The sequence below is a fragment of the Bradyrhizobium sp. CCBAU 53340 genome (assembly GCF_015291645.1).
In the GTDB taxonomy this organism is placed as follows: Bacteria; Pseudomonadota; Alphaproteobacteria; order Rhizobiales; family Xanthobacteraceae; genus Bradyrhizobium.
In genome coordinates, this window is the sequence record NZ_CP030055.1 from 6,385,049 (window position 1) to 6,405,830 (window position 20,782).

Annotated in this window: 22 protein-coding genes; 9 read left to right on the top strand and 13 right to left on the bottom strand. The window is 60.7% G+C overall.

Going from position 1 to position 20,782, the window contains the following annotated elements; all coding sequences use genetic code 11:
• Positions 1-317 precede the first annotated feature (317 nt).
• Both XH89_RS30180 and XH89_RS30185 read left to right on the top strand, forming a co-directional pair.
• The gene (locus XH89_RS30180) at positions 318-1,076 is read left to right on the top strand and encodes a glycosyltransferase family 2 protein (RefSeq protein WP_371825183.1); all 759 of its coding nucleotides are present in this window, start codon (positions 318-320) and stop codon (positions 1,074-1,076) included.
• Between the two features lie 47 nt (positions 1,077-1,123).
• Positions 1,124-2,266 carry an acyltransferase gene (locus XH89_RS30185; RefSeq protein WP_194463986.1) on the top strand — a complete coding sequence of 381 codons (1,143 nt, stop codon included), beginning with the start codon at positions 1,124-1,126 and terminating at the stop codon, positions 2,264-2,266.
• 93 nt (positions 2,267-2,359) lie between these two features.
• Here the strand turns inward: XH89_RS30185 and XH89_RS30190 are convergent, their stop codons facing one another.
• The 3 genes from XH89_RS30190 to XH89_RS30200 are packed head-to-tail and all read right to left on the bottom strand — an operon-like array spanning position 2,360 to position 5,398.
• The gene (locus XH89_RS30190; protein WP_194463987.1) at positions 2,360-3,433 is read right to left on the bottom strand and encodes a glycosyltransferase family 1 protein; all 1,074 of its coding nucleotides are present in this window, start codon (positions 3,431-3,433) and stop codon (positions 2,360-2,362) included.
• A 22-nt stretch (positions 3,434-3,455) separates the two neighbouring features.
• Entirely contained in the window at positions 3,456-4,190 is a 735-nt protein-coding gene (locus XH89_RS30195; RefSeq protein ID WP_194463988.1) for a bifunctional 2-polyprenyl-6-hydroxyphenol methylase/3-demethylubiquinol 3-O-methyltransferase UbiG, read from the bottom strand.
• Positions 4,187-5,398 carry a glycosyltransferase family 4 protein gene (locus tag XH89_RS30200; protein WP_194463989.1) on the bottom strand — a complete coding sequence of 404 codons (1,212 nt, stop codon included), beginning with the start codon at positions 5,396-5,398 and terminating at the stop codon, positions 4,187-4,189. The genes XH89_RS30195 and XH89_RS30200 overlap by 4 nt, the downstream gene beginning before the upstream one ends.
• Before the next feature lie 33 nt (positions 5,399-5,431).
• On the opposite strand from XH89_RS30200, the gene XH89_RS30205 reads away from it, so the two are divergent.
• Positions 5,432-6,802 carry a hypothetical protein gene (locus XH89_RS30205; RefSeq protein ID WP_194463990.1) on the top strand — a complete coding sequence of 457 codons (1,371 nt, stop codon included), beginning with the start codon at positions 5,432-5,434 and terminating at the stop codon, positions 6,800-6,802.
• 246 nt (positions 6,803-7,048) lie between these two features.
• Here the strand turns inward: XH89_RS30205 and XH89_RS30210 are convergent, their stop codons facing one another.
• The gene (locus tag XH89_RS30210) at positions 7,049-8,473 is read right to left on the bottom strand and encodes an undecaprenyl-phosphate glucose phosphotransferase (RefSeq protein WP_371825184.1); all 1,425 of its coding nucleotides are present in this window, start codon (positions 8,471-8,473) and stop codon (positions 7,049-7,051) included.
• Positions 8,474-8,817: 344 nt separating this feature from the next.
• On the opposite strand from XH89_RS30210, the gene XH89_RS30215 reads away from it, so the two are divergent.
• Positions 8,818-9,096 carry a hypothetical protein gene (locus XH89_RS30215; protein ID WP_194463991.1) on the top strand — a complete coding sequence of 93 codons (279 nt, stop codon included), beginning with the start codon at positions 8,818-8,820 and terminating at the stop codon, positions 9,094-9,096.
• Between the two features lie 169 nt (positions 9,097-9,265).
• Complete coding sequence (locus XH89_RS30220) at positions 9,266-10,000, top strand: metallophosphoesterase family protein (protein ID WP_194463992.1); 735 nt, start codon at positions 9,266-9,268, stop codon at positions 9,998-10,000.
• A gap of 23 nt (positions 10,001-10,023) precedes the next feature.
• Here the strand turns inward: XH89_RS30220 and XH89_RS30225 are convergent, their stop codons facing one another.
• From XH89_RS30225 to rfbC, 3 genes are all read right to left on the bottom strand, one after another.
• The gene (locus XH89_RS30225; protein WP_194463993.1) at positions 10,024-10,446 is read right to left on the bottom strand and encodes a hypothetical protein; all 423 of its coding nucleotides are present in this window, start codon (positions 10,444-10,446) and stop codon (positions 10,024-10,026) included.
• 115 nt (positions 10,447-10,561) lie between these two features.
• A complete protein-coding gene (rfbD, locus tag XH89_RS30230; protein WP_194463994.1) occupies positions 10,562-11,458 on the bottom strand; it encodes a dTDP-4-dehydrorhamnose reductase in 897 nt (298 codons plus the stop codon).
• Between the two features lies 1 nt (position 11,459).
• Positions 11,460-12,014 (bottom strand): dTDP-4-dehydrorhamnose 3,5-epimerase, encoded by a 555-nt coding sequence (gene rfbC, locus XH89_RS30235; RefSeq protein ID WP_194463995.1) that lies wholly within the window; start codon positions 12,012-12,014, stop codon positions 11,460-11,462.
• Positions 12,015-12,099: 85 nt separating this feature from the next.
• Here rfbC and rfbA point away from each other — a divergent pair, with 85 nt between their 5' ends.
• Complete coding sequence (rfbA, locus tag XH89_RS30240) at positions 12,100-12,981, top strand: glucose-1-phosphate thymidylyltransferase RfbA (RefSeq protein ID WP_194463996.1); 882 nt, start codon at positions 12,100-12,102, stop codon at positions 12,979-12,981.
• 12 nt (positions 12,982-12,993) lie between these two features.
• On the top strand, positions 12,994-14,061 hold the full coding sequence (rfbB, locus tag XH89_RS30245; protein ID WP_194463997.1) for a dTDP-glucose 4,6-dehydratase: 1,068 nt from the start codon (positions 12,994-12,996) through the stop codon (positions 14,059-14,061).
• Positions 14,062-14,120: 59 nt separating this feature from the next.
• On the opposite strand, the gene XH89_RS30250 is transcribed toward rfbB, so the two are convergent.
• A complete protein-coding gene (locus XH89_RS30250; RefSeq protein WP_194463998.1) occupies positions 14,121-14,390 on the bottom strand; it encodes a hypothetical protein in 270 nt (89 codons plus the stop codon).
• Between the two features lie 393 nt (positions 14,391-14,783).
• Positions 14,784-14,939, bottom strand: a complete 156-nt coding sequence (locus XH89_RS30255; RefSeq protein ID WP_194463999.1) for a hypothetical protein — start codon at positions 14,937-14,939, stop codon at positions 14,784-14,786.
• A gap of 568 nt (positions 14,940-15,507) precedes the next feature.
• Between XH89_RS30255 and XH89_RS30260 the strand changes: the two genes are divergently transcribed.
• The gene (locus tag XH89_RS30260) at positions 15,508-15,681 is read left to right on the top strand and encodes a hypothetical protein (RefSeq protein ID WP_188097628.1); all 174 of its coding nucleotides are present in this window, start codon (positions 15,508-15,510) and stop codon (positions 15,679-15,681) included.
• A 723-nt stretch (positions 15,682-16,404) separates the two neighbouring features.
• Positions 16,405-16,770 (top strand): VanZ family protein, encoded by a 366-nt coding sequence (locus tag XH89_RS30265; RefSeq protein ID WP_194464000.1) that lies wholly within the window; start codon positions 16,405-16,407, stop codon positions 16,768-16,770.
• Positions 16,771-16,944: 174 nt separating this feature from the next.
• On the opposite strand, the gene XH89_RS30270 is transcribed toward XH89_RS30265, so the two are convergent.
• From XH89_RS30270 to XH89_RS30285, 4 genes are all read right to left on the bottom strand, one after another.
• Positions 16,945-17,229 (bottom strand): hypothetical protein, encoded by a 285-nt coding sequence (locus XH89_RS30270; RefSeq protein WP_194464001.1) that lies wholly within the window; start codon positions 17,227-17,229, stop codon positions 16,945-16,947.
• A 126-nt stretch (positions 17,230-17,355) separates the two neighbouring features.
• Entirely contained in the window at positions 17,356-17,802 is a 447-nt protein-coding gene (locus XH89_RS30275; protein WP_194464002.1) for a hypothetical protein, read from the bottom strand.
• A gap of 150 nt (positions 17,803-17,952) precedes the next feature.
• Positions 17,953-19,674: a chemotaxis protein gene (locus XH89_RS30280; RefSeq protein ID WP_194468679.1), complete on the bottom strand. Its 1,722-nt coding sequence runs from the start codon at positions 19,672-19,674 to the stop codon at positions 17,953-17,955.
• Between the two features lie 5 nt (positions 19,675-19,679).
• Positions 19,680-20,771, bottom strand: coding sequence for a chemotaxis response regulator protein-glutamate methylesterase (locus XH89_RS30285; RefSeq protein WP_194464003.1), 1,092 nt, complete (start codon positions 20,769-20,771; stop codon positions 19,680-19,682).
• Between the last annotated feature and the right edge of the window lie 11 nt (positions 20,772-20,782).

The following is a 20,782-nucleotide window of genomic DNA, read 5'->3' on the forward strand; positions in this document are numbered from 1 at the left end:
GATGTGCATCAAATTCATGCAGAAGATGACTCTAAAAGAGACGCCTCGCGACGGTGTTTGTTGCATGGTGTTCCAGGGATTTGTGATATGAGCCGTGACCTGAAGGCCATGGAAGGCAGAGCGCTGATGACCGGCACCGCGGTTAGCTGGAACGTCGGCATGACGTGTCCGTCCATTCGAGATTGCTCCGACCGGATCGATGACTTGCTACAGTTCTCACTCTGCAGGAATTTCGCTCAATGAGCTGCCCGAGTAAGCTCCAGGCGATCATCGTCAACTTCAGAACTCCTCAACTGACCATTCGCTGCATAAAGTCGATGCTGGAGCATCGCGTGGTGGACCGGGATGGTGTGCTGGTCGTCGACAATTGTTCCGGCGACAATTCGCTCAAGGAGATTCGCGAGGCTCTGCCCGACATCCAGACCATCGCTGCCGACCGCAATGGCGGGTTTGGCGCCGGTGTAAATCTGGGCGTGGCGAAGACGACTGCCGACTATCTTCTTATCCTCAATCCGGACACTTATTTCGAATTCAACAGCGTCGCGTCCGTCGTCGACTTCATGGAGCGGAGCCCTGACACCGCTCTGGTCGGGATGGATTTGGTCAATCCCGACGGCAGCCGTCAGTATTCGGCTCGCCGCTTTTACTCGGTGTTCGACGTCCTCGCCCGGCGTGTGGATTGGATCGGAGCGATGGTGCCTCAGCGTGCCAAGAGCCACCTGATGATGGACGCCTGGGAGACCGGCAAGCCGTTTGACGCTGAATGGGTGATGGGGACCGGCTTTGTCGTCAGGCGCTCCGCATTCGAGGAAATACGGGGAATGGACGAGAGCTATTTCCTGTACATGGAGGATGTTGATCTCTGCGCCCGCCTCTGGCGGGCGGGATACAAGATCAAAGGCATGCCCGGGGCCAAGCTGGTCCATGACCATCAACGATCAAGCGCTGCCGGCCCCCTCACATTTGCCGGCAGGACCCACATTCACAGCCTGTTCCTGTTCCGGTCCCGGTTTACGGTCCCGCTCTTCCGGCCACCGGGCGTCGGCAGAATCATCGGGCGCAAGGCTGGGCACTAGGTGTTCGGTATCGTCACGCCGCGACTTGACCGGGGGAGCGACCCTTCATGACGTACGAGCTTTCGAAAGAGGGTGTCCCGGCGCCGCGGCGAGGACAGCTGCTACAGCTGAACTGGGTCAGGGCCGTCGCAGCGTTGCTCGTCGTTGCCTACCATTGCGAAGTGACCATGGTGCTGCCAAAATATTTCGGCGTCAGCACGTTTCCGCTGTTCAAGGCCGGCCACTCGGGCGTTCAACTTTTCTTCGTTCTGAGCGGCTTCGTTATTTACCTGGCGCATCATCGCGATTCCGAGGCTGACGGCAGCATGGTCGCGCGATTTGCGGCCAAGCGATTCCGTCGCATCTATCCGTCGCTCTGGATCGTCCTCGTTCCCCTGATCATCCTGTCGTTTCTCGGCTTCGCAACAAGAGCGCCGAGCAACGCCGACGTCGCCTTGTCGCTGCTGATCTTGCCGGCAAAGGAAGAGGTGATCCTGGCCACGGAATGGACGCTCCGCCATGAAATTCTCTTCTACGCCCTGTTCGCCTGCTTTCTCTGGAATCGGAGAATCGGGTCCTGGCTTCTGCTGACCTGGGGCTTCATCGGCCTCCCGCTCGCCCTGTTCGACGACAAGGGTTGGCTGATCGACTTCATCTTCAACAACAACCATGTGCTGTTTCTGTGTGGAGTCGGTATCGCGTGGCTCTACATACGCGGACATTCTGCCGGCGGTCCCTATTTTCTGGTCGCCGGGCTGGTCATCTTCGCGGTGACCTTCTATTTCGCCATATCGAAGCGGATTCCTCCAAACGGCGAACTCCTGCTGTTCGGGCTGGGCGCCGCCGGAATTATCCACGGCGCATGCTCCATGCCATTGCTGAATCGGAAAATTGCTCCGCTGGAGGAGGCGGGGGCTGCGTCATACGCCCTCTACCTTCTTCATTATCCGCTGATCTCGCTGCTGGTGAAGGTTGCGGTCAAACTCAACGCAACCATCGCAGCGCCACGCGCTCTGTATTTCGTGGTCATTGTCGCGATCTGCCAGATGATCGCCATCCTCTTCCATCGCCTGATCGAAGCCCCACTGATGAAGGCGGCCTGGATGCAGAAGTTATTCCTCGCGAGCGGGGCCAAAACAATGGCCTCAGGCTTTCACGGAAGATCGCAGGGTATTGCGGACCGCAACGTGCCGGCGTCCTCGCCGGACTAAAGTGCGATGCGATGAAGATGAACCGTCATCGCGCTTCAGGTTATCGTTTGAGCATGATCGGGAAAACCGCTGCGCGCTCTTCCGGATCATGCTCTATAGGGAATCGACCAACGCCTGAGCCGACGAGATCCACGTATACCGCGACCTCTGCGCCAACTGGCGGGCGAGCTCGGCTTCAGACAGCGCTCCCTTTTCGATCCGCTCCCGCATCAAACGAGCCAGATGTTCGGGATCGGTCGAACTGCAATATTCGGCTGCATCCCCGCAAACTTCGCGCAGCACCGCAATGTCCGACACGATGACGGGACATCCGAACACCATGGCTTCCAGCGGAGGCACGCCAAACCCCTCATACAGGCTTGGAAAGATCAGCGCCGTCGCATGGCTATACAGGGCCGTGATGGACGCATCCGAGATGTGCCCCGTCGGGATCACCCGATCGTCGGCCGTTGCATCGTTGCGGCCAAAGACCCGCTCATTGACGCCGCCCACGATCACCAATGGGTAATCTCTGGGAAGAGATTTTATCGCACGGGCTACAAGCTCGATATTCTTGTTTCGCTTGTTGGAGCCGACAGCCAGAAAATATCGTCCCGGCACCAGGTTGAGCCTGCGCAATACCGCATCATCGGGCGGAATCCTGGCCAGATGCTCGGCGCTGTTTGAACAAACCGAGATATCGTCGACCGGAATGTTCAGGACGTCGGAGAGCTCTCGCCGGGAAAAATACGACACCGTTATGATGCGTGCGGTCCTGGCATAGAGCCAGCCGAGACAACGGTGAAACCATCCATAGCTGCGACTGAAGAACTCGGGATGCCGAAACACCTGCGCGTCATGAAGCACGATATGATGCCGACGATGGAGCACGGGCCCGGAATTGGCGAGGCTGACGAGAATGCCGCTCCGCGCGGCCATGGCGAGATCGATCTGGTCCCAGGCGTGCCCCGTCCGTTTTCCGATCTTGGCGACGCGGACGTGCTTCAGCGAAAGACGATCCTCGGCATTCGGAGGCACAAGGAGAGTCCAGTTCGCGCCGCGGAGACGTTCGGGCAGCTGCTGCCGATCAATCAACTGATCGATCGCCTCGACGATCTCCGCGGCAAATCGCTGAACGCCGCTGACGGGCTGCGAGAGAAAGCGACCGTTTATGAAAACATCAGGCATGCTTCTTGCGGCTTCGCTGGGTCTACGGCAGCTTCGAACGGCTCAGAACCATGAGAGACCATCCGCCGACAAGCCGGACCGTAGCGTCAGGGGCAGCGAGAAACGCCAGGCGCCGCGGCCATGCGGCGAGCCGCTTCTTCCAGGTCTTGTAGGACTGATCGATCGCCCATGCCGTGTAGAAGAAGTCGATCGTCTCCAGGCCCGACTCCGCAATCAGAGACAGCGCGCTGTCCCGCGAGAAATAGTGAATATGACCCAGTGTACGACGGGCTTCGGGCAGCACCCAACCGCGGCCGACCGCGAGGGCACTCATGTCGAGCGGAACATGAATGACTTGCCAGCGAGACATCTTGCCCATCGACCGGAGGAATTCGAAGGGATTCTCGACGTGCTCGATCACGTCGATCGCCATCGTCAGGTCGAATTGCTTCCCACTCTGAAAAGCATCCTCCATGCTGAAGCTCAAATTGTCCGACGCTCGCTTGAGGGACAATTCGTGCGCATAAGGCGAGACTTCAAATCCCTGCAATCTCGATTGCGGATATTGCCTGGACAGGATCTCGAGGATTGCACCTGTCCCACAGCCGATGTCGGCCAGCGTCCTCCACTGGAGACCGTTGCGATCGATGATCGTCCGGATATGCGCGGCCTTCCATGGCGCATCTTCTTCATGCCAATTCGGATTGTCGACGGCGTAGTCGTCCTGCCTGTATCGGCTCGTTGCGTCGGGCGCCGGCTGTTCCATCGAAGAATTCATGCCGGCTGCATCCTCACGCTCTCGTAGAAGGCAACGACCCGCCGCCCCAAAGTGTCCTGATTGAACTCTTGCATTGCCGCGCCGGCGCTGTCCTTGTACGCCTCGAGGCGCTCCGGATGATCGAGAATGCCTTCGATCGCCGCACCCCAGGCTCTTACATCGCCTGCCTCCACAAGGATACCATTTTTGTCGTGCATCACGAGCTCCGGAATTCCACCGGCATTGCTTCCCATGACGGGAAGGCCCTGCCCGAGCGCTTCGATGATCACCCCGGGAGAGTTTTCGAACCATATCGAGGGCACGAAAAGAAGGTCGCTTTGAGCCATGCGATTGGCGACTTCCTGCACCGAGACGTGTCCGGCGAACTCGATCCAGCGATGATGGCCAAAGCGCCGCTTGAGATCGTCTTCGCTGGGGCCAGTGCCCACCAGGGTCAGGTTGAACTCGTGGCGCGCCGCCAATGGCTCGAGGGCCTGGAGCAGGACGTAGACCCCTTTCGATTCATGCAGACGGCCGACATACAGGAAGCGGACGACCTTCGATGCAGTGGTCTCGACAGTCGGACTCGGCGGTTTGTTGGGATTCAGGATGTGGGCCTGGGGCCAGGCCTGGATCGGTTGAAACGCCGACAGCCGTCGGAGAATCGCGAGCGAAGGCGAGATGAATCCCAGCCGTGGCACCGAGCGTAGAAAAGCGAGCTTGGCTCTCGACGAAAACGCGCAGGGTGCGCATAGCTGCTCGCATTCGCGACCGGATTTGAACATCGCCATCCTCACACAAGCAAGGCTGAGGTCGTGAAGCGTGAAGACGACGGGTATGTTCCTGCCACCGATCATGCGGAGGGTATTCCAGCCGATACCCTGCAGAACGTGGATGTTGACCAGGTCGGGCGCAAATTCGTCGAGGACCTGACGCATGATCCGATCGTTGCGAGGATCAAAATGGTCTTGAAGATGCCAGATTGATTTCTGTAGACCGGACTTTTGGGCAGCTTCAAACACCTGATACGGCCGAGGCATGTGGATGCGCCAGACTTTGAGACCGTCAACAATCTTCCCCCTCACCTCGTCCGCGGGAGTCGGCGACGTGGTCAGAACGGCGACCTCATGACCGTTCGTATGAAGCCATGTCGCCAGATTGCGCGCGGAAAGTTCAGCTCCACCTTGGACAAAGGGCGGAAAGAAGGCTGAAACGATGAGAATTCGCATGTACGTTCGTTACCTGACACAATAAGGACGAAGATGGCCAAAGCGGCGAAAAGAGGGGTGGCACTCGCGATCATCGCAGCGGGTCTGCTCTTCGGCAAAATCTATGCTGCCAATGAAACGACATCCTTCTCGATTGGCAAGCAGCCGGTGGCCGAACGTGCCGATCGGCCGATCATCGGTGTTGGCGTACACTTCGGGATAGGCGGAGAATATGGCTATTCCCCGCAAAAGTCTGCGCTGATATTGCGTTCCGATGCCTTCGATTCGGTCAGAGACGATCTGGCCTGGAGCCTGTTTCAGGCCGGTCCTGCGGTTGGTGACACAGCAACTCAAGTCGCCCGCGAACCCGCCAAATTGTTCGACTTCCTGGATCAAACTCAGGCAAGGCCGCTACTCATTCTTGGCCATCCCAATCCTCTCGTTCCTGACGGCGCACCTCCCCTGGCCGATGTCGGCCGAAAGAGCTTTGGCGACTTTGCGGCGAAGGCCGTTCTGGCGACCGCGAAACGAAATCCAATCTACGAGATCTGGAACGAATGGAACATGAACGCCGTGCAGGGGCGCCCATTCCTGGTCGGCGAAGGCGATCCAAGCGATCCACGCGCAGTGAGCCATTATTCAGCCCTCGCGAAGGAGGCGCTCGCACGGATACGCAGCGTAGCGCCGAAAGCGCAGGTGCTGGTCGGAGCTGTCGGGATGGATCCCGATTGGAAGTGGACGATGGCGCTCGTGCGCTCCGGCGCGCTCGAGGGCGCCAGCGGCCTGTCCGTCCATCTCTACAATCATTGCGAGCGCGAGGTGTCCAACCGAACTGCCTCGGCTGCGATCCGGCAAATCAGCACCCTGCGCCAGTTGCTCGATTCGGCCGGATCGAACATCCCGATCTACGTCACCGAAGTTGGCTGGCCTACGACTTCGAAGATGTGTCCAATCTCGACGCAGGCAGCGGCAAACAATATCGCGCAATTCCTGCTCTGGACGGCGGCCACACCCTGGATGAAAGGGGCGTGGGTCTACGAAATGAAGGATCAGGGCCATGATCCAGCCGCGCTGGAGGATAACTTTGGCCTCTACGACTTTGCTTTTGCGCCGAAGCCGGCTGCGTGTTCAGCCCGCGAGGCGATCAGCATCATCAAGAGCGCAAGCTCGATGAGTTTTGAGCGTCCCCTTCCCGAACTGTCCGTCATCGAAGCAACGACCTCGGCAGGAAAGCGGCTGATTGCCTGGACGTCGCAAGAAAAAATCTCGGCAACCCTCGAATTTCCCGACGGCACGGAACCAGAATACGCCCCATTGTGCCAACAGAAGGCTGCATCGAAGACGATACAGATCGGGGCCACGCCCGTCGTGATCACATTGCCGACGACCGCTCCAATCGACTTGAAGGCAAAGATCGTTCGATAGAGATCGTTCGGTAATGCCCTGCGTCCACCAGGTCATCTCGCTGGAGACCTCGAGCTCCCTGACCTGAAGCAGCCGGGCGCTTTCCTCGCGGCGAGGCGCGTCGTCACGACTTGGCGGAGGGCATCAGGAGTAACATCGGCCGGTCAGCGCCTGCGATTTGCAGGGACCCCGGCAAGGCCTGTGGGGCGCGCCTGGCGCGACACCCAATGGCCCTCAGATATTCTAGGCGGGGAAAAGAACGAGCCGTCAGTACGCTTCCTGATGGACCAGCGCCAAGGCCGTCTTGAAGATGATCTTGATGTCGAGCCAGATGCTCCAGTTGCTGACGTACCAGACATCGTACTCGACGCGCTTCTCCATCAGATCAATGGTCGGCGTTTCGCCGCGGAAGCCATTCACCTGAGCCCAGCCCGTCAGACCCGGCTTCATATGGTGGCGGTAGACGTAGTTGCTGATCATCGGATCGTAGTAATTGTCGTGCGCCAGCGCATGCGGCCGCGGTCCGACCAGGGACATCTCACCGCGCAGAACGTTCCAGAGTTGCGGCAGCTCGTCGATGCTGGTCCGGCGCAACACGCGTCCGACGCGCGTGACGCGGGCGTCGCTCTTCGTCGCCTGCGTGACGGTGTGGCCGTTCTCTGCCACCGTCATCGAGCGGAACTTCCAGATCTCGAATGGCTTGCCGTTGAATCCGCGTCGAGACTGCTTGAAGATGACGTTCCCGACCGAGTCGAGCTTGATCATGATCGCGGCCGTCACCAGCAGCGGCGCCAGCAGCAGCAGGGCGAGCGAGGCGAGGCCGATGTCGAGGCAGCGCTTCTGCGCGCGCTCGAACACGGTGAGCGGCGCACGCTGAATTTCGATTGCGACAGTACCGCTGACAGGCTGGAACGGGCGCGACACCAGATCGGCGATCGGAAAATCGGGCAGGAGCCGGATCGGCTGCGGAACCACGCGCAAGTGCTGGCTCAACTTCTGCAGCAGCGGCATTTCATCCCAGTCGATGACCAAGAGATACTCTTCCGCGTCCGCGGTCCGCGCCTGCCGCACCACATCGCGAATCTCACGGTCCCATCCCTCGCCATCTTCAGAGGGCTCAAGCATGAAATGCCGCACGACGTTGAAGCCGTGCTTGCGGAGATCCTTGAAGCGGCTCGACGTAAAGTCGAGCGGCTTGAGACTGAGGAGCACGACTTTCCTGTCGACCAGGCGGCCCTTCGCATAGCTCGAGTTCAGGGCGATCCGCCACAGCACGCGGAGCCCTCCCAGGGCAATTCCGCCGGTCGCCGCAAACAGCAGCGTGGTGCCCCGCGACAGATCCGCGGAGGATTTCAGCAGGAACGCCTCGACCGCGAGAATGGTCAGCGAGATAACCCAGATCGCGAGCGTCTTGCGGAGCTGCCAAAGCGTATTCAGGAGACGGTGATGATCATAGATACCCTGGAGATACGAGATCATCACGAACACCGCGGCCACGACCAGACCAGCGCCGACGGATGAATCCTGCTCGGCCACCAGCAGGCGATACAAGCCGTTCGCCACAAAGTAGCTGAGCAGAAGTGTGAGGAAGTCGCACGCGATCAGAGCGATTTGGAGAGGTCTCTGGAGAGCGCCCCGGCGGTTCGATACAACCGGATAATAATTTTCCGAACCATAAGTCGCTACAGCCATCCGATCCTCGCTGCCTCGTCACGCGCTCGCAATCCAGAATTGCAAGGAGATCGATTCAATCGTCGATGTGTCTCGGGGAATGTCTTAACTAAACAAAGCAACATTGCGGCACTGCAACGAAAAAATCAAACCGATTTTCTGCAATACGTCGCACGCATACGTGCATGCTCAAACTGCTGTCACGGGCCTGACATTTAACTGAGCATCGCGGCGCGTTTTGCATCAATTCGAGATAATTTTACACGTCATCACGCGCGCATTTGAACGGTTGTTCAACCCTGTTGCTTAAGCCGTCCTTAGGTCAGCGCCATTAACACTCGTGGCAGTTTCGGGGGAGTTGTGCCGTGAGTACCGTTGCCGTTTTTAGCCTGCTGATCGGATCGTTGCTTGGAGGCCGATTCCGATTTTTCATCCTGCCTCCCGCCATCATTCTCGGTGCAGCGCTGATCGGCGCCGTCTCTGCCTGGCAGGGACAGGGGATGGCTCACACGGTCGTTATGATCCTTGTCTTTGCGACGGTGCTCCAGCTCGGCTATCTGTGCGGCGCGATGCTGGTCCGCGCTCGTGCGGCGATGTATCGCACCAAGGCCGCACCGTCGTTCGACCACCGCAGCTTCGGCTGATCCGGACCACGCGGGGCAAATCAACGCCTCGTCAAACCGCGCGGAGACGCAAGAGCCGCGCGAATGGGCGTTCACACGGCATGGACGAAAAAAAGCCGCTCATGCTGACCCGAATTGATCGATAGCATATTGACATCTCGGGCCAAGCTCTCTCCAAGAGTTGGACCCCATGGTCACAACCCCGACTCAAAACTCGCCCCGGCCGAAGCTGCCGAACGGCGTGCGGATTTACGCCCTCGCCGACATCCACGGCTGTGCGCATCTGCTTGAGCAGATGTTCGCCGTCATCGATGCAGATATGGCAAACAGCCGGCCCTATCGTGCGATCGAGGTCTTTCTCGGGGATTACATCGATCGCGGACCGGATTCGCGTCATACCCTCGATCTGCTGATCGACCGCAGCCGCCGCCGCAACACGGTCTTTCTTAAGGGCAATCACGAGGCCTATTTCACCTCGGTGCTGGACGATCCCTCGCGCACGGCCGATTGGTTTCAGTTCGGTGGCGTCCAGACCCTGATGTCCTACGGAATCTCGGCGAGCCCCGATCTCGGCAAGGACGAACAGTCCGATCTCGTGCGCGAGCTCACCGCCGCGATGCCGCGGCAGCACATCGCATTCCTGCGCCAGCTACGGCCGACATTCACCTGTGGTGACTTCTTCTTCGTGCATGCGGGCGTTCGTCCGGGAATCCCGCTATCCGAGCAGCGTGAGCAGGACCTGCTCTGGATCAGAGACGAATTTCTCCAAAGCAAGAAGCGCTTCGGGAAATACGTCGTTCACGGCCATACGCCGGTGCGCCAGGCCGAACTGCTCGAGAACCGCGCCAATATCGATACCGGCGCATATGCCACCGGCAATCTGACGCTGCTCTCGATTCAGGGCAACAGCATGCTCGCGATCTAGCAACGCGCCTTGCGCGCAGGGTCTCAGTTGGTCTGGCCTGCCTGCGGCCGGTATTCCGGAAACCGGCTGAGCATCGCCGCCTTCAGGAACTTGAAATGGGCGATCGAGGCACCAAGCTCCTTGAGCCTGCGCTGGCCATTCAGGATTTCCTTGTCGAACAGATCCTGGTGGTGATTGTCCAGCGCCTCGCGCTCGAGATATTCGTCATCGCCGTTGCCGATAGTCACGGCCGCGCGCGCCAGCACGTCTTCCACCCGGCGGTTCAGGCCGGACTGCTCCCGCTCCGCCGCATGCAGCGCATCCTCGATTGCAGCCATGATGGCCTCAATCCGCGCGCGATCGGTTTCGGCGTCGCGCTCCGGCGAACGGGCACGGAATGTCTGCTCTCCGCCGAAACGGTCCTTCAGGAAATTGTGAGTGCGGGCCCGCAAGAAGAGCTGAAACATGTGCATTTCCGGTTCGAGGCGCCAGACCGGAAAATGGGCCCTGGATGGTTAACAAAGTTTAAAGGCTTCAGAACCTTGTGCTCCGGCGCAGCCCCGAGAAACCGGGCGCAGGCGTTCAGATCGTGGCCTTCAGAACATCCAGCTCCCGATCGAGTGCTTGCTGCCAGCTGGGCGGCGCAATGCCGAACCGCTCGCGCAGCCGCGTGAGATCAAGGCGAGAATTGGACGGCCGCTTCGCCTTCACGGGAAATTCGTCCGAGCGGATCGGAACAATTTCCTTCACCGCGAATTTAGCGCCCCTCGATTGCAGCCCAGAAACGATTGCAGTCGCAAAGCCATGCCAGCTGGTCTCGCCCGCACAGACCAGATTGACGACGCCGCCTCGCGCCTCGAAGATCTTGCGAAGCTCTTTGTCACTCCGCGGCAGCATTGCAACCACCGCTTGTGAAATCGCATTGGCACTCGTCGGCGCACCGATCTGATCGGCGACGATGCGCAATTGCTCGCGTTCTCCGGCAAGCCGCACGATTGTCTTGAGAAAATTTGCGCCGGTTGCAGCGTACACCCAGGACGTGCGCGCGATCACATGCAGGGCACCGGCCTCGGCAATGACCAGATCGCCGGCGAGCTTGCTTTGACCATAAATCGATAGCGGCGCCGTCGCACTATCCTCGCGCCAGGGACGATCGCCGGAGCCGTCGAAAACATAGTCAGTCGAGAAATGCACCAGCGGCACGCCGCGGGGAGCGGCCCATCGGGCGATGGCCCTGGGAGATTCCGCGTTGATGCGAAACGCGAGCTCTCGCTCCTCTTCCGCGCGATCGACAGCAGTGTAGGCGGCAGGATTGATGATCAGATCCGGCTTGATCGACTCCAGCTTGCCAGCAAGCTCATCCGGCCGCGACAGGTCGAACTGTTCCCGCAACGGCGCCACGACATCGGCCCGCTCGCGAAGCAGCGGAAGCAGAGCTCCGCCCACCTGCCCCGCGGAGCCCGTCAGTAGGATCTTCATGTCAGATCTCTCTGTAACGCGGGAGATTCTTCACATCCGCGAGCAAGGGCGCGTCGGCATCCTTGGCAGAAAGCGACGGATCTGCAACACCCCAATCGACGCCGATCGCCGGATCGTTCCAGCGCACCGAGATCTCGTCTTTCGGGCTGTAGAGCGCGTCGCATTTGTAGAAGAAATCAACCGTCTCGGAGAGAACGGCAAATCCATGCGCGAAGCCACGAGGAACCCACAATTGTCGGCGATTATCCTCATTCAATTCGACAGCAACGTGGCGCCCAAAATTTGGGCTGCCGACGCGGACATCGACTGCAACATCAAGGACCCGACCGCGGAGCACCGTGACAAGCTTGCCCTGCGCGCCCGGATTCTGTAGGTGCAGCCCACGCAGCACTCCATAACGCGAGCGTGACAGATTGTCCTGAACGAACGGCTGTGCAACCCCGCTCTGCGCGTAGCGCTCGAACTGATAGGTCTCCAAGAAAAAGCCGCGTTGATCACCAAATAGCTTCGGCTCGATGATCAAAACCTCAGGCAGATCTGTCTTGATAACGTTCATTCCAGCGACTTCAGCTCCGCGCACACAACAATCTTGTGCAGCGCACACTATCTGATATTTTCGGAGCGGTAAACCAGAGGGACCTATGAAGGGAATTATACTCGCTGGCGGAACTGGCTCGCGCCTTTATCCCGTCACGACTGTGGTGTCGAAGCAGCTGCTGCCGGTTTTTGACAAACCGATGATCTACTATCCGCTGTCGACATTGATGCTCGCTGGGATTCGCGACATTCTCGTCATCTCGACACCGCAGGACAAGCCGCTGTTCCAGCGCTTGCTCGGCGACGGGTCGGAGATCGGCGTCGACTTCTCATACGCCACTCAGGAAACCCCGCGCGGTCTTGCCGACGCATTCATCGTCGGCCGCGAATTCGTCGGATCAGATTCTGTCGCTCTGGTTCTCGGCGACAACATCTTCTACGGCCACGGGCTTCCGGAAATGCTGGCCAAGGCCGCGGCACGCGAGAGCGGCGCCACGATCTTCGGCTACGTCGTCAACTCACCCGAACAATACGGCGTGGTCGAATTCGACAATGCCGGCCGCGCGCGCTCGATCGAAGAGAAACCCAAGCAGCCGAAGTCGAATGTGGCCGTGACCGGCCTCTACTTCTACGACAACAGCGTCGTCGACATCGCCGCAAGCATCAAGCCGTCGGCGCGGGGCGAAATCGAGATCACCGACGTGAACAACGCCTACCTCGCCCGGGGCGATCTGTTCGTCGAAGTGCTCGGACGCGGGTTTGCCTGGCTCGACACCGGCACGCACGCGTCGCTGGTCGAGGCCAGTCATTTCGTTCAGATCCTGGAGCAGCGCCAGGGCTTGCGCATTGCCTGCCCCGAGGAAATCGCCTTGCGGCGCGGTTACATCTCGCTCGACGCCTTCACCAAGGTGGCCGAGAAGACCGCAAAGAGCAGCTATGGCCAATATCTGCAATCGGTGGCCCGTTCCTTCGCCGCTCAAGACTGAGGCATATCATCCATGCGTTTCGACGGCTCCACGATTTTCGTCACGGGCGGTGCGGGTTTCATCGGCTCCGCAGTCGTCCGTCATCTGCTTCGCGACACGCGTGCGCGCGTCGTCAACATCGACAAGCTGACTTATGCGGCGAACCTCGAGTCGATCCCTGGCGCCGAAGCAAATCCGCGTTATGCGTTCGAGAGGCAATGCATTTGCGAAGCTGCGTCGCTGCGCAAGCTGTTCGAAAAGTATCAACCCGCCGCAGTGATGAACCTTGCGGCCGAGAGCCATGTCGATCGTTCGATCGACGGTCCCGGCGAATTCATCCAGACCAACATCGTCGGCACCTTCACGCTGCTGCAGGAAGCGCTGCGATACTGGCGGACTCTGACGCCCGACCGCCGTGCACAGTTTCGCTTCCTTCACATCTCCACCGACGAGGTGTTCGGCTCGCTCGGCAAGGACGGCTATTTCACCGAGACCACGTCCTATTCGCCCAATTCGCCCTACTCGGCGAGCAAGGCGTCGTCCGACCATCTGGTCCGCGCCTGGCGCGAGACCTATGACCTTCCGACGATGGTGACGAACTGCTCGAACAATTACGGGCCCTATCACTTTCCCGAGAAGCTCATTCCTCACATCATCATCAAGGGGCTCGCTGGGGAGCAACTGCCGGTTTACGGCGATGGACAGAACATCCGCGACTGGCTTTACGTCGAGGACCACGCCAAGGCGCTCACCCTCGTGCTCGAGCGCGGTGCGATCGGCGAGACGTACAATGTCGGCGGCCGAAACGAGCGAACCAACCTGCATGTCGTGGAAGGCATTTGCGACCTGCTCGACGAGATGTCACCGCGCGCGGCGGGCTCCTCCCGGCGTGGCCTCATTTCCTTCGTCGCCGACCGCCCCGGCCACGATCGCCGCTACGCCATCGATGCTTCAAAGCTCGAGCGTGAGCTCGGATGGCGAGCCGACGAGAATTTCGAAAGCGGTCTGACCAAAACGGTTCGCTGGTTCTTCGACAACAGGCAATGGTGGGAAGCCATTCTCAATCGCGGCTATCAGCAGAAGCGGATCGGCCTCGGCTAGCCGATAGACCGCCCTTTCGCCGGCGGCCGCCGTCTCGCAAGACGGCGCGCCGCAGAAGGCTAAAGATAAGGCCGATCAACGCGGCTCTGCGCCATCCAGACCTTCCATGCATCTTCATGTTTGGCATATAGCTCCAACCAGCGCCGCTCCCCCGGAGCTGGCTGAGAATCGCGCTCGATCCATATTGCTTCGGTTCGACTTTCATTCGGCTCTCTATCGAGCCGTTCGAACTCAAAGGTCTCCTCGGGCGTAAGACCGATCAGAACGCGCCTGCCGACCGCATCGACGAAATATCGCCGCGGCGCGTTGTTGCTCCTCACGCTGGTCATGGCGCACCTCCTTCGCGATCCACAGGTGGCTCAGATCAACAGGATATGCCCGCGACAACCGTGCGCGACCCGATGAGAACATGCGTGGGGAGCAATGTTCGGCGCGCCCTCGTCTGCCGGGTAAGGTTACCGTCGCATCGCATGCTCTGCGCTGACCTCATTCGCCGCGCACACATCGCGTAGCCGATACACACCAGGCCGGCAACGACCGAAATCAGCAACGAAACCCATATCATCCGAAGATCTCTCTGCTCGCCGCGCGTCTGCGCCTGCATCGGCCCCGCCAACATTCTCATCTTCGAGTTGTGTCGAGATCATGATTGCGGCTGCCGATTTTATCGTCACAGACGGGCATTTTTGGGCAGCAGCGTGCTTGCTTCCCGATCGTTCGCATCAACCGACCAGCCAGAAGAAGAACCTCACGGACAGCAAAATGACGAAATAGGCCCATCCCGCCATTGCGACCAGCGCAACACCGAGAAAGACACCTTCGAACGCCCGCTCTCTCATCTTCGTCAAAGGCTTGGCAGATAGTGTTTTTTGAAGCATCTCGATCTTCTTCTATTCGTATCGTTCGCGCGATCATAGCCGAACGAATTCGACGATCTCGTGACCAATGCAGGCAAGAAGCGCCTGACGTGCAGGCGAGCTCCGTCACGACATTGAACTTCAACGAATTTTGAGTCGGCGCGGCACGCAACATCGAGCGACGGAACAATATCTCCAATGGCGCGCTCGAGCGAGCGCCTGACCTGATTCGAGAAATTACAACTTACACGGGATACGATCCGACTGCATACGCAGATTTCGTCAGCGATCTTGCAGGGGCCCGCGTGCCGGTTCTGCGGACGCCAGCTCGGAGGACGATTGCCGGCGCCGATCGGCACGACATCAAGAAAACCCCGGAGTTGTACGGAGCGCCCGGCCCCGATTTCATCGCGGTAAGGTTGAGCGGTTAGCTTAATCCGCGTTGTTTGTTGCGAAGTCTCGCGGTTCGCATATCCATCTCTGCACTGGGCTTCCCCCAAAGCCCGGCCCACCCAAGCAAAGCCGTCGAGCGACATGGGTCCGCTTGGCGGCTTTGTCGTTGTGTCGATGCAGGAGGATCATTTCGGTTATGGCGCGGAAGCCCTGGTCGTTCAAGGAAGACCGCCGGCTCATGGAGCTGGCCAAGTCTTCGACGTCGCTGGAGGAAGCGGCGAAGCAGCTCGGGCGATCACCCGACGCGATCAAACGCATGGCCTTGCGTCTCGGCCTGGCGCTGAAATCGAAGGCCGCCAAGAAGGGCTAGCTCCCTTGCGCCGGACGGGCGGCAATTTGTGGCCACAGGCGATTGCCGTCGGCATCGGTTGTATCCGACGTTGTCCCGCGGGCCCGCCGCGCCTTTGCTGTCTGCCTTCAATGGCGTCGGCGCGAGGGTCCTCCAATCGGCGGTGAACGCCGCAGCGCGGCCGCATGCTGAAGCGATCGGCCTTGTGCGTGCTTCCATGGCCAACCAGCCGATGACGCGAATTTGGGCAATGATGACGACGGGTCCATCTCTGACGCGCGGAACTCCCGACCCGCCCCAGCATTGTTCGCCAAAGGAATGCGGGAGGCCATCATGGCAAATTCCTTGCTCATCATGGTGTCGATCTGGTTCGCCCTTAATGGCCTGTTCGTGGCGTGGAGATTGTGGGTGACCAGGCCGAACAGCCGGCAAATTAGAGCCCGGCCTCGCCGGCTCAGTCCCGTCAGCGTGAGATGGCATTTGCGTCGCCACGTCTGACGCTTTACCCGCCCCTTGGTGATCTGCTCGGCCTATTCTGGGACGCTCGAATTCAACAGGGCTGGGTCGACCGGGCAGACATGATTGCCTCGCGGGATTCGAAGCTGATGCTTCCGCGTCGAGCAGTTCGGCGGCGACGCAGTCGGGGACATCGGCGACAAGAAGGCGCTGGTCGCCGATGTGCGCCCCTTAACGATGTTCTCCGCTTTTGAGAGCGCGTGCCGGTCGAGCGGCTATGATGCCGCAATGCGCCGAAATCATCTCATCGCAGCTGCGGCCATCTGCCTTGCGCTGATCGTCTATGCCACGCTGGCCACGCTTGCGGGCAGGCCCGTGCTGGTGGGCCATGCAGAGGCCTATTGGGTCGTCGTCATCGAGCGCTTCAGCGCCTATTGCCTGCTCGGCTTCCTGCTGTCCTTCCTGCTGCCGGGACGCTTCAGGCTGGCTTGTGCATTCGTGATCGCCGTCGCCATCGGGCTCGAGATCTTGCAGGCGATCGTGCCGGACCGCGATCCGCGGCTCATCGACGTGCTGCAAAAGGCGGCCGGCGGCATCGTCGGCGTCATGCTCGCCCAGACCATTCTGGCTTTCCTGCCCAGACCACCGTCCTGACGCGCGCGACGTCGGCTCATATCGCGAGCGCGACGTACGGCTTAGCTGGTCCTCCCGCCCGGATCCCGGCGGTCTCGACTTGTTCCGGTGTGATACACCCGAGGTCGTAACCAGATTCCGGCTGCTCGATTATGCCTGATTCGAACGGAGCCGACCGCCGCCGAAGCGGCGGACTTACGCCACGCCGCGCCTGAAGCTCTCTTGGTCGGAGCTGATGCCGCGGGACATCTGCCGGTGCGTAGCGCGCAGTGCCGAGATCGCCTCATCAGGACCGAATTCGGCGTTGCGAATGGTCTCGAAGAACCGGCTCATCAAGGCGAAGTCCAGCTTGACGCGGGTGTTTCCATCGCGGCTCTTGCGGCGGTCGAGCGACATCTGTAGCGCCTGCAGCCTGGCTTCGGCAGCACTGCAGCCGCTTAGCGTCGCGAGTTCATCATAAGTCATCCAGATCTGAGGCATATCCCTGTCCTTCTTCTGTTATGAGCCTCAACCTAGATTTCACATCTAAAAGCACTCTTGCCGCAGTGCGGTGGCCACATGCTTTCGCGTGAACAGCGTCAACGCAAAGCTAAAGCGCTGTTAATGTCAGGACGCAGGAGATCTGGAGGACGCGAATGGAGGCCGCGGGCGCGACCGGCTGTCGAGCCCCTTGGGCAATTTGTCGGCATTGAGCTTCACGATCGCGCATTTGGTGTCGACTGGAACGGCTTCCTCCTGGCTGTAGATCAGCGTCGCCTCGAACTCGATCTCGGGCACCTCCCTCGCCGTCCCCGAGCAGGTCGCCATCGCGCCGCGGCACGTGCCGGCCAGATCGACATCGACCTCGTCAGGACCGAACACGCTCGGATTGCCCTCAGTATGCCGTCTCACGGTCAGAACAGCCGTGAAGCGCTGCTGGTCGACCTGATAGGAGCCACCGTAGGTGAAGAAGCTGTCGCTGCCCGAGATTCGTCCGTCGACCAACTCGACGAGGCCTGTGCCCTGACCACGTGAGGTCCTGAACCAGGCCGCGTATTTGCCGTCTCTCAGCATGAAGAACATCCGCCGTAAAATTCGAACGTATTTGCGACCAATTCTGGGGCGCGACAATGACCGATGCGGCGCGGATTCCGCCACGGTTAATGCACTGCAAAGTCAACTCGTCAAATTGCCCACGCCGCTGCGCAAGCGTCGGCGGCAGGCTCAAAACAGTTCGATGCCGTCATCCGCCGACGCGACCGCCTCGACCCGGCGTACGGCAGCAGTCGATGAAAGCCCGAGCGATCGCAGGAATTCGCGGTGGACGTCGCGCTCGCGCTCCATCGTGTAGCGCGCGAACAGATCGTCGAGCAGCATCTCGTCCTGCGGCTGCGGACGATGCGTGCCTGCGCTTGCGGTCTCAAGGCGTACGGCGACCGCGGGCAGCGTCACAGAGCTGTCGCCAAGCGAGCTCATCAGGCCTTGCGCCGAATTCATCAGCCCCTCGAACTCGGCACCTTCGTCGACGAGGCGGGTCATCAGCTTGCCGAGCCGTTCGTTGCCGGCTTCGACCTCGCGCAACGCCTGGAGGATCTGCGGCTCGAGCTTGGCGAGCTGGGCGGGATCGCCCTGGACGCGGAGCTCTTTCAGCTCGTTGGCCGACTGCTCGATACCGTCGAGGACCGGTCGCAAGCGTCTGGCGCCTGCCGAGACCTGGTCAGCCGTCGCCTTGAGCTCGTTGGCGATGACGACGAAAGCGCTGCCGCGGCTGCCGAGATGGCTTGCCTTGAGGCCCGCGTTCATACCGATCAGCGTGATATCGACCGTGGCTTCGGCGAGACCTGCGATGGCCTGGCGGAATTTCGCCAGCGTATCCTCGACAACCGCCAGTGCCTCGTCGACCGAACGGCCTGCGCTCTCGCAAGTGGCGATCAGGGTCGAGGCATGGGCCAGCGTCTGCTTGATGCGGGCGAGGAACGACGATGAGGAGCCGTTCTCACCGCCGAACAGCGAGCGGCCGTGACCGACGACGCTCCCCGCATCATTCAGGATCGCCGACAGCGCCCGGATGATCTGGCCGATGTCGCCGCCGAATTCGCGCTGGGCGTCCCTGAGCTGGGCCGCCTGCAGCTTGCAGATCGCGTGCGCGCCGTCTTCGCTTGCGACCGGCCCGGGAACGAGGCTCGGCGCCGAGCCCGAGGAGAGAGGCAGGCCGTGGCAGATGTGTTCGAGGCGTTGTCGCGTGCTGTCGCCGGCCTGCAAGGAGATGATCGCGCTGCCGACCGCATCGGCGATCTTCCGCGTGCTGGCGCTCGCGAGTTCGGCGAGATGGCTGCTCTTGCCGCGCTGGTCGCGCAGGCCGGAATAGGCCGCGCCAAGCTCGGCGCTCTCGGCGGCCAGCTGATCGCCGTAGCGGTTCTCGAACTCCTTCTGCCGGCCGGATGCTGTGGCGACCGCTTCCGACAGACGCTGCTGGTCCCGCGCGCAGCCTTCGATCGAGCCCTGCACAGCCTTGCCGAGATCGTAGGCTTCTTGCGTGAAGGCGAGAAAACCCTCGCGATCGCCATCGAGCGATGCCGCCTCGATCCGTGCGCTGCGTGCGATGATGGTGATCATCTGGATGTGCTTGAACAGCGGCTTCAGCAGCGCGGACGCCTCGGTCGTGCTCTTGCCGATCATCGCGAGCAGCGCGCTCTCGGCCGGAAGCGCGCGCGCAAGCTCGCTCAGCCGCGCACCGATCTCCTGAAGCGCGGTCGCAGCGCCTTCGATCTCGGTGCCGGAGAGTTCTCCGGAGAGAGACGCGAGCCCTTGATTCAGCTCCTTGAAGATGATGTGGCCGCGACCGAGATCATGACCGACGCGCGCAAAGACGTCCTCGATGCGCGACGAGACGCCTTCGACCGCGGCAATCGCATCCGTCAAATTGCTGGCGGGATTGGCGGTCATCGCCATCAACCCGCCACCGCCGGATGTCCGGCCTGATACCACTGCATGATCTCGCGCGGAATGTGATGCAGCGCGACCACTTTCTCGACACCGCCGTGAGCGATGGCTTCCTTGGGCATGCCGAACACCACGCAGCTCTCTTCGTCCTGCGCGCGGGTCGAGGCACCGAGCTTGCGCATCTCCAGCATGCCACGCGCGCCGTCATCGCCCATGCCGGTCATGATGACCCCGAGCGCGTTGGCGCCGGCATGCTGGGCTGCCGATCGGAACAACACGTCGACCGACGGGCGATGTCTGGACACCGGAGGACCGTCCTTGATCGCGATCTGGTAGCGCAGGCCGACACGCTGGAGCAGCATGTGGCGGGCGCCTGGAGCAATGTAGGCGCAGCCAGGCAATACCGGCTCACGATCCTCCGCCTCCTTGACGCGGATCTGGCAAATGCTGTCGAGGCGCTTGGCGAACGCAGCGGTGAAGCCCGCCGGCATATGCTGAACGACAAGAATCGGAGGACTGTGCGCCGGCAGCATTTCGAGGACGTCATTGAGCGCCTCGGTTCCTCCAGTCGACGCACCGATACACACGATGCGCTCCGTGGTCGGCCGAACCTTCCCTTGCACCGGCGGCGGGATGATGGCATCGGCCGTCAGCTTCTTCTCGATCACGCGTCGCTCTGCGCGCGGACGTACGCGGGCACGCGCCGCCGACTTGACCGCCTCGCGCAGGCGCGTCGAACATTCGAGCAGCGCCTGCCTCGTGTCGATCTTCGGCTTGGGCACGATGTCGACCGCGCCGGCCTCGAACGCCTCGAACATCACGTTCGAGCCTTCTTCGGTCAGCGAAGAGCAGATAATGACCGGGATCGGACGCTGTGCCATGATCTTGCGCAGAAAGGTCATGCCGTCCATCCGCGGCATCTCGAGGTCGAGGATCATGACGTCGGGGATTTCGTCCTGAAGGCGCCGTGCCGCAACGAACGGATCGGACGCCGTCGCCATCACCTCGATCTCAGGATCATCGTTCAGGATCGTCTGCAGGATTTGGCGCACCGACGCCGAATCGTCCACGATCAGTACGCGAACTTTCTCCCTCGGCATGTTGCAAAGTG

Excerpts from the sequence above, each read along its gene's own strand:
- XH89_RS30250 (WP_194463998.1), bottom strand. The coding sequence starts at position 14,390 with ATGACCAGCGTGAGGAGCAACAACGCGCCGCGGCGATATTTCGTCGAT.
- XH89_RS30285 (WP_194464003.1), bottom strand. The coding sequence starts at position 20,771 with ATGCCGAGGGAGAAAGTTCGCGTACTGATCGTGGACGATTCGGCGTCG.
- XH89_RS30185 (WP_194463986.1), top strand. The coding sequence starts at position 1,124 with ATGACGTACGAGCTTTCGAAAGAGGGTGTCCCGGCGCCGCGGCGAGGA.
- XH89_RS30200 (WP_194463989.1), bottom strand. The coding sequence starts at position 5,398 with ATGCGAATTCTCATCGTTTCAGCCTTCTTTCCGCCCTTTGTCCAAGGT.
- rfbB (WP_194463997.1), top strand. The coding sequence starts at position 12,994 with ATGCGTTTCGACGGCTCCACGATTTTCGTCACGGGCGGTGCGGGTTTC.
- XH89_RS30225 (WP_194463993.1), bottom strand. The coding sequence starts at position 10,446 with ATGTTTCAGCTCTTCTTGCGGGCCCGCACTCACAATTTCCTGAAGGAC.
- XH89_RS30195 (WP_194463988.1), bottom strand. The coding sequence starts at position 4,190 with ATGAATTCTTCGATGGAACAGCCGGCGCCCGACGCAACGAGCCGATAC.
- rfbA (WP_194463996.1), top strand. The coding sequence starts at position 12,100 with ATGAAGGGAATTATACTCGCTGGCGGAACTGGCTCGCGCCTTTATCCC.
- XH89_RS30280 (WP_194468679.1), bottom strand. The coding sequence starts at position 19,674 with ATGACCGCCAATCCCGCCAGCAATTTGACGGATGCGATTGCCGCGGTC.
- XH89_RS30260 (WP_188097628.1), top strand. The coding sequence starts at position 15,508 with ATGGCGCGGAAGCCCTGGTCGTTCAAGGAAGACCGCCGGCTCATGGAG.
- XH89_RS30275 (WP_194464002.1), bottom strand. The coding sequence starts at position 17,802 with ATGCTGAGAGACGGCAAATACGCGGCCTGGTTCAGGACCTCACGTGGT.
- rfbC (WP_194463995.1), bottom strand. The coding sequence starts at position 12,014 with ATGAACGTTATCAAGACAGATCTGCCTGAGGTTTTGATCATCGAGCCG.
- XH89_RS30180 (WP_371825183.1), top strand. The coding sequence starts at position 318 with ATGCTGGAGCATCGCGTGGTGGACCGGGATGGTGTGCTGGTCGTCGAC.
- XH89_RS30205 (WP_194463990.1), top strand. The coding sequence starts at position 5,432 with ATGGCCAAAGCGGCGAAAAGAGGGGTGGCACTCGCGATCATCGCAGCG.
- XH89_RS30220 (WP_194463992.1), top strand. The coding sequence starts at position 9,266 with ATGGTCACAACCCCGACTCAAAACTCGCCCCGGCCGAAGCTGCCGAAC.
- XH89_RS30265 (WP_194464000.1), top strand. The coding sequence starts at position 16,405 with ATGCGCCGAAATCATCTCATCGCAGCTGCGGCCATCTGCCTTGCGCTG.
- XH89_RS30270 (WP_194464001.1), bottom strand. The coding sequence starts at position 17,229 with ATGCCTCAGATCTGGATGACTTATGATGAACTCGCGACGCTAAGCGGC.
- XH89_RS30210 (WP_371825184.1), bottom strand. The coding sequence starts at position 8,473 with ATGGCTGTAGCGACTTATGGTTCGGAAAATTATTATCCGGTTGTATCG.
- rfbD (WP_194463994.1), bottom strand. The coding sequence starts at position 11,458 with ATGAAGATCCTACTGACGGGCTCCGCGGGGCAGGTGGGCGGAGCTCTG.
- XH89_RS30255 (WP_194463999.1), bottom strand. The coding sequence starts at position 14,939 with ATGCTTCAAAAAACACTATCTGCCAAGCCTTTGACGAAGATGAGAGAG.
- XH89_RS30190 (WP_194463987.1), bottom strand. The coding sequence starts at position 3,433 with ATGCCTGATGTTTTCATAAACGGTCGCTTTCTCTCGCAGCCCGTCAGC.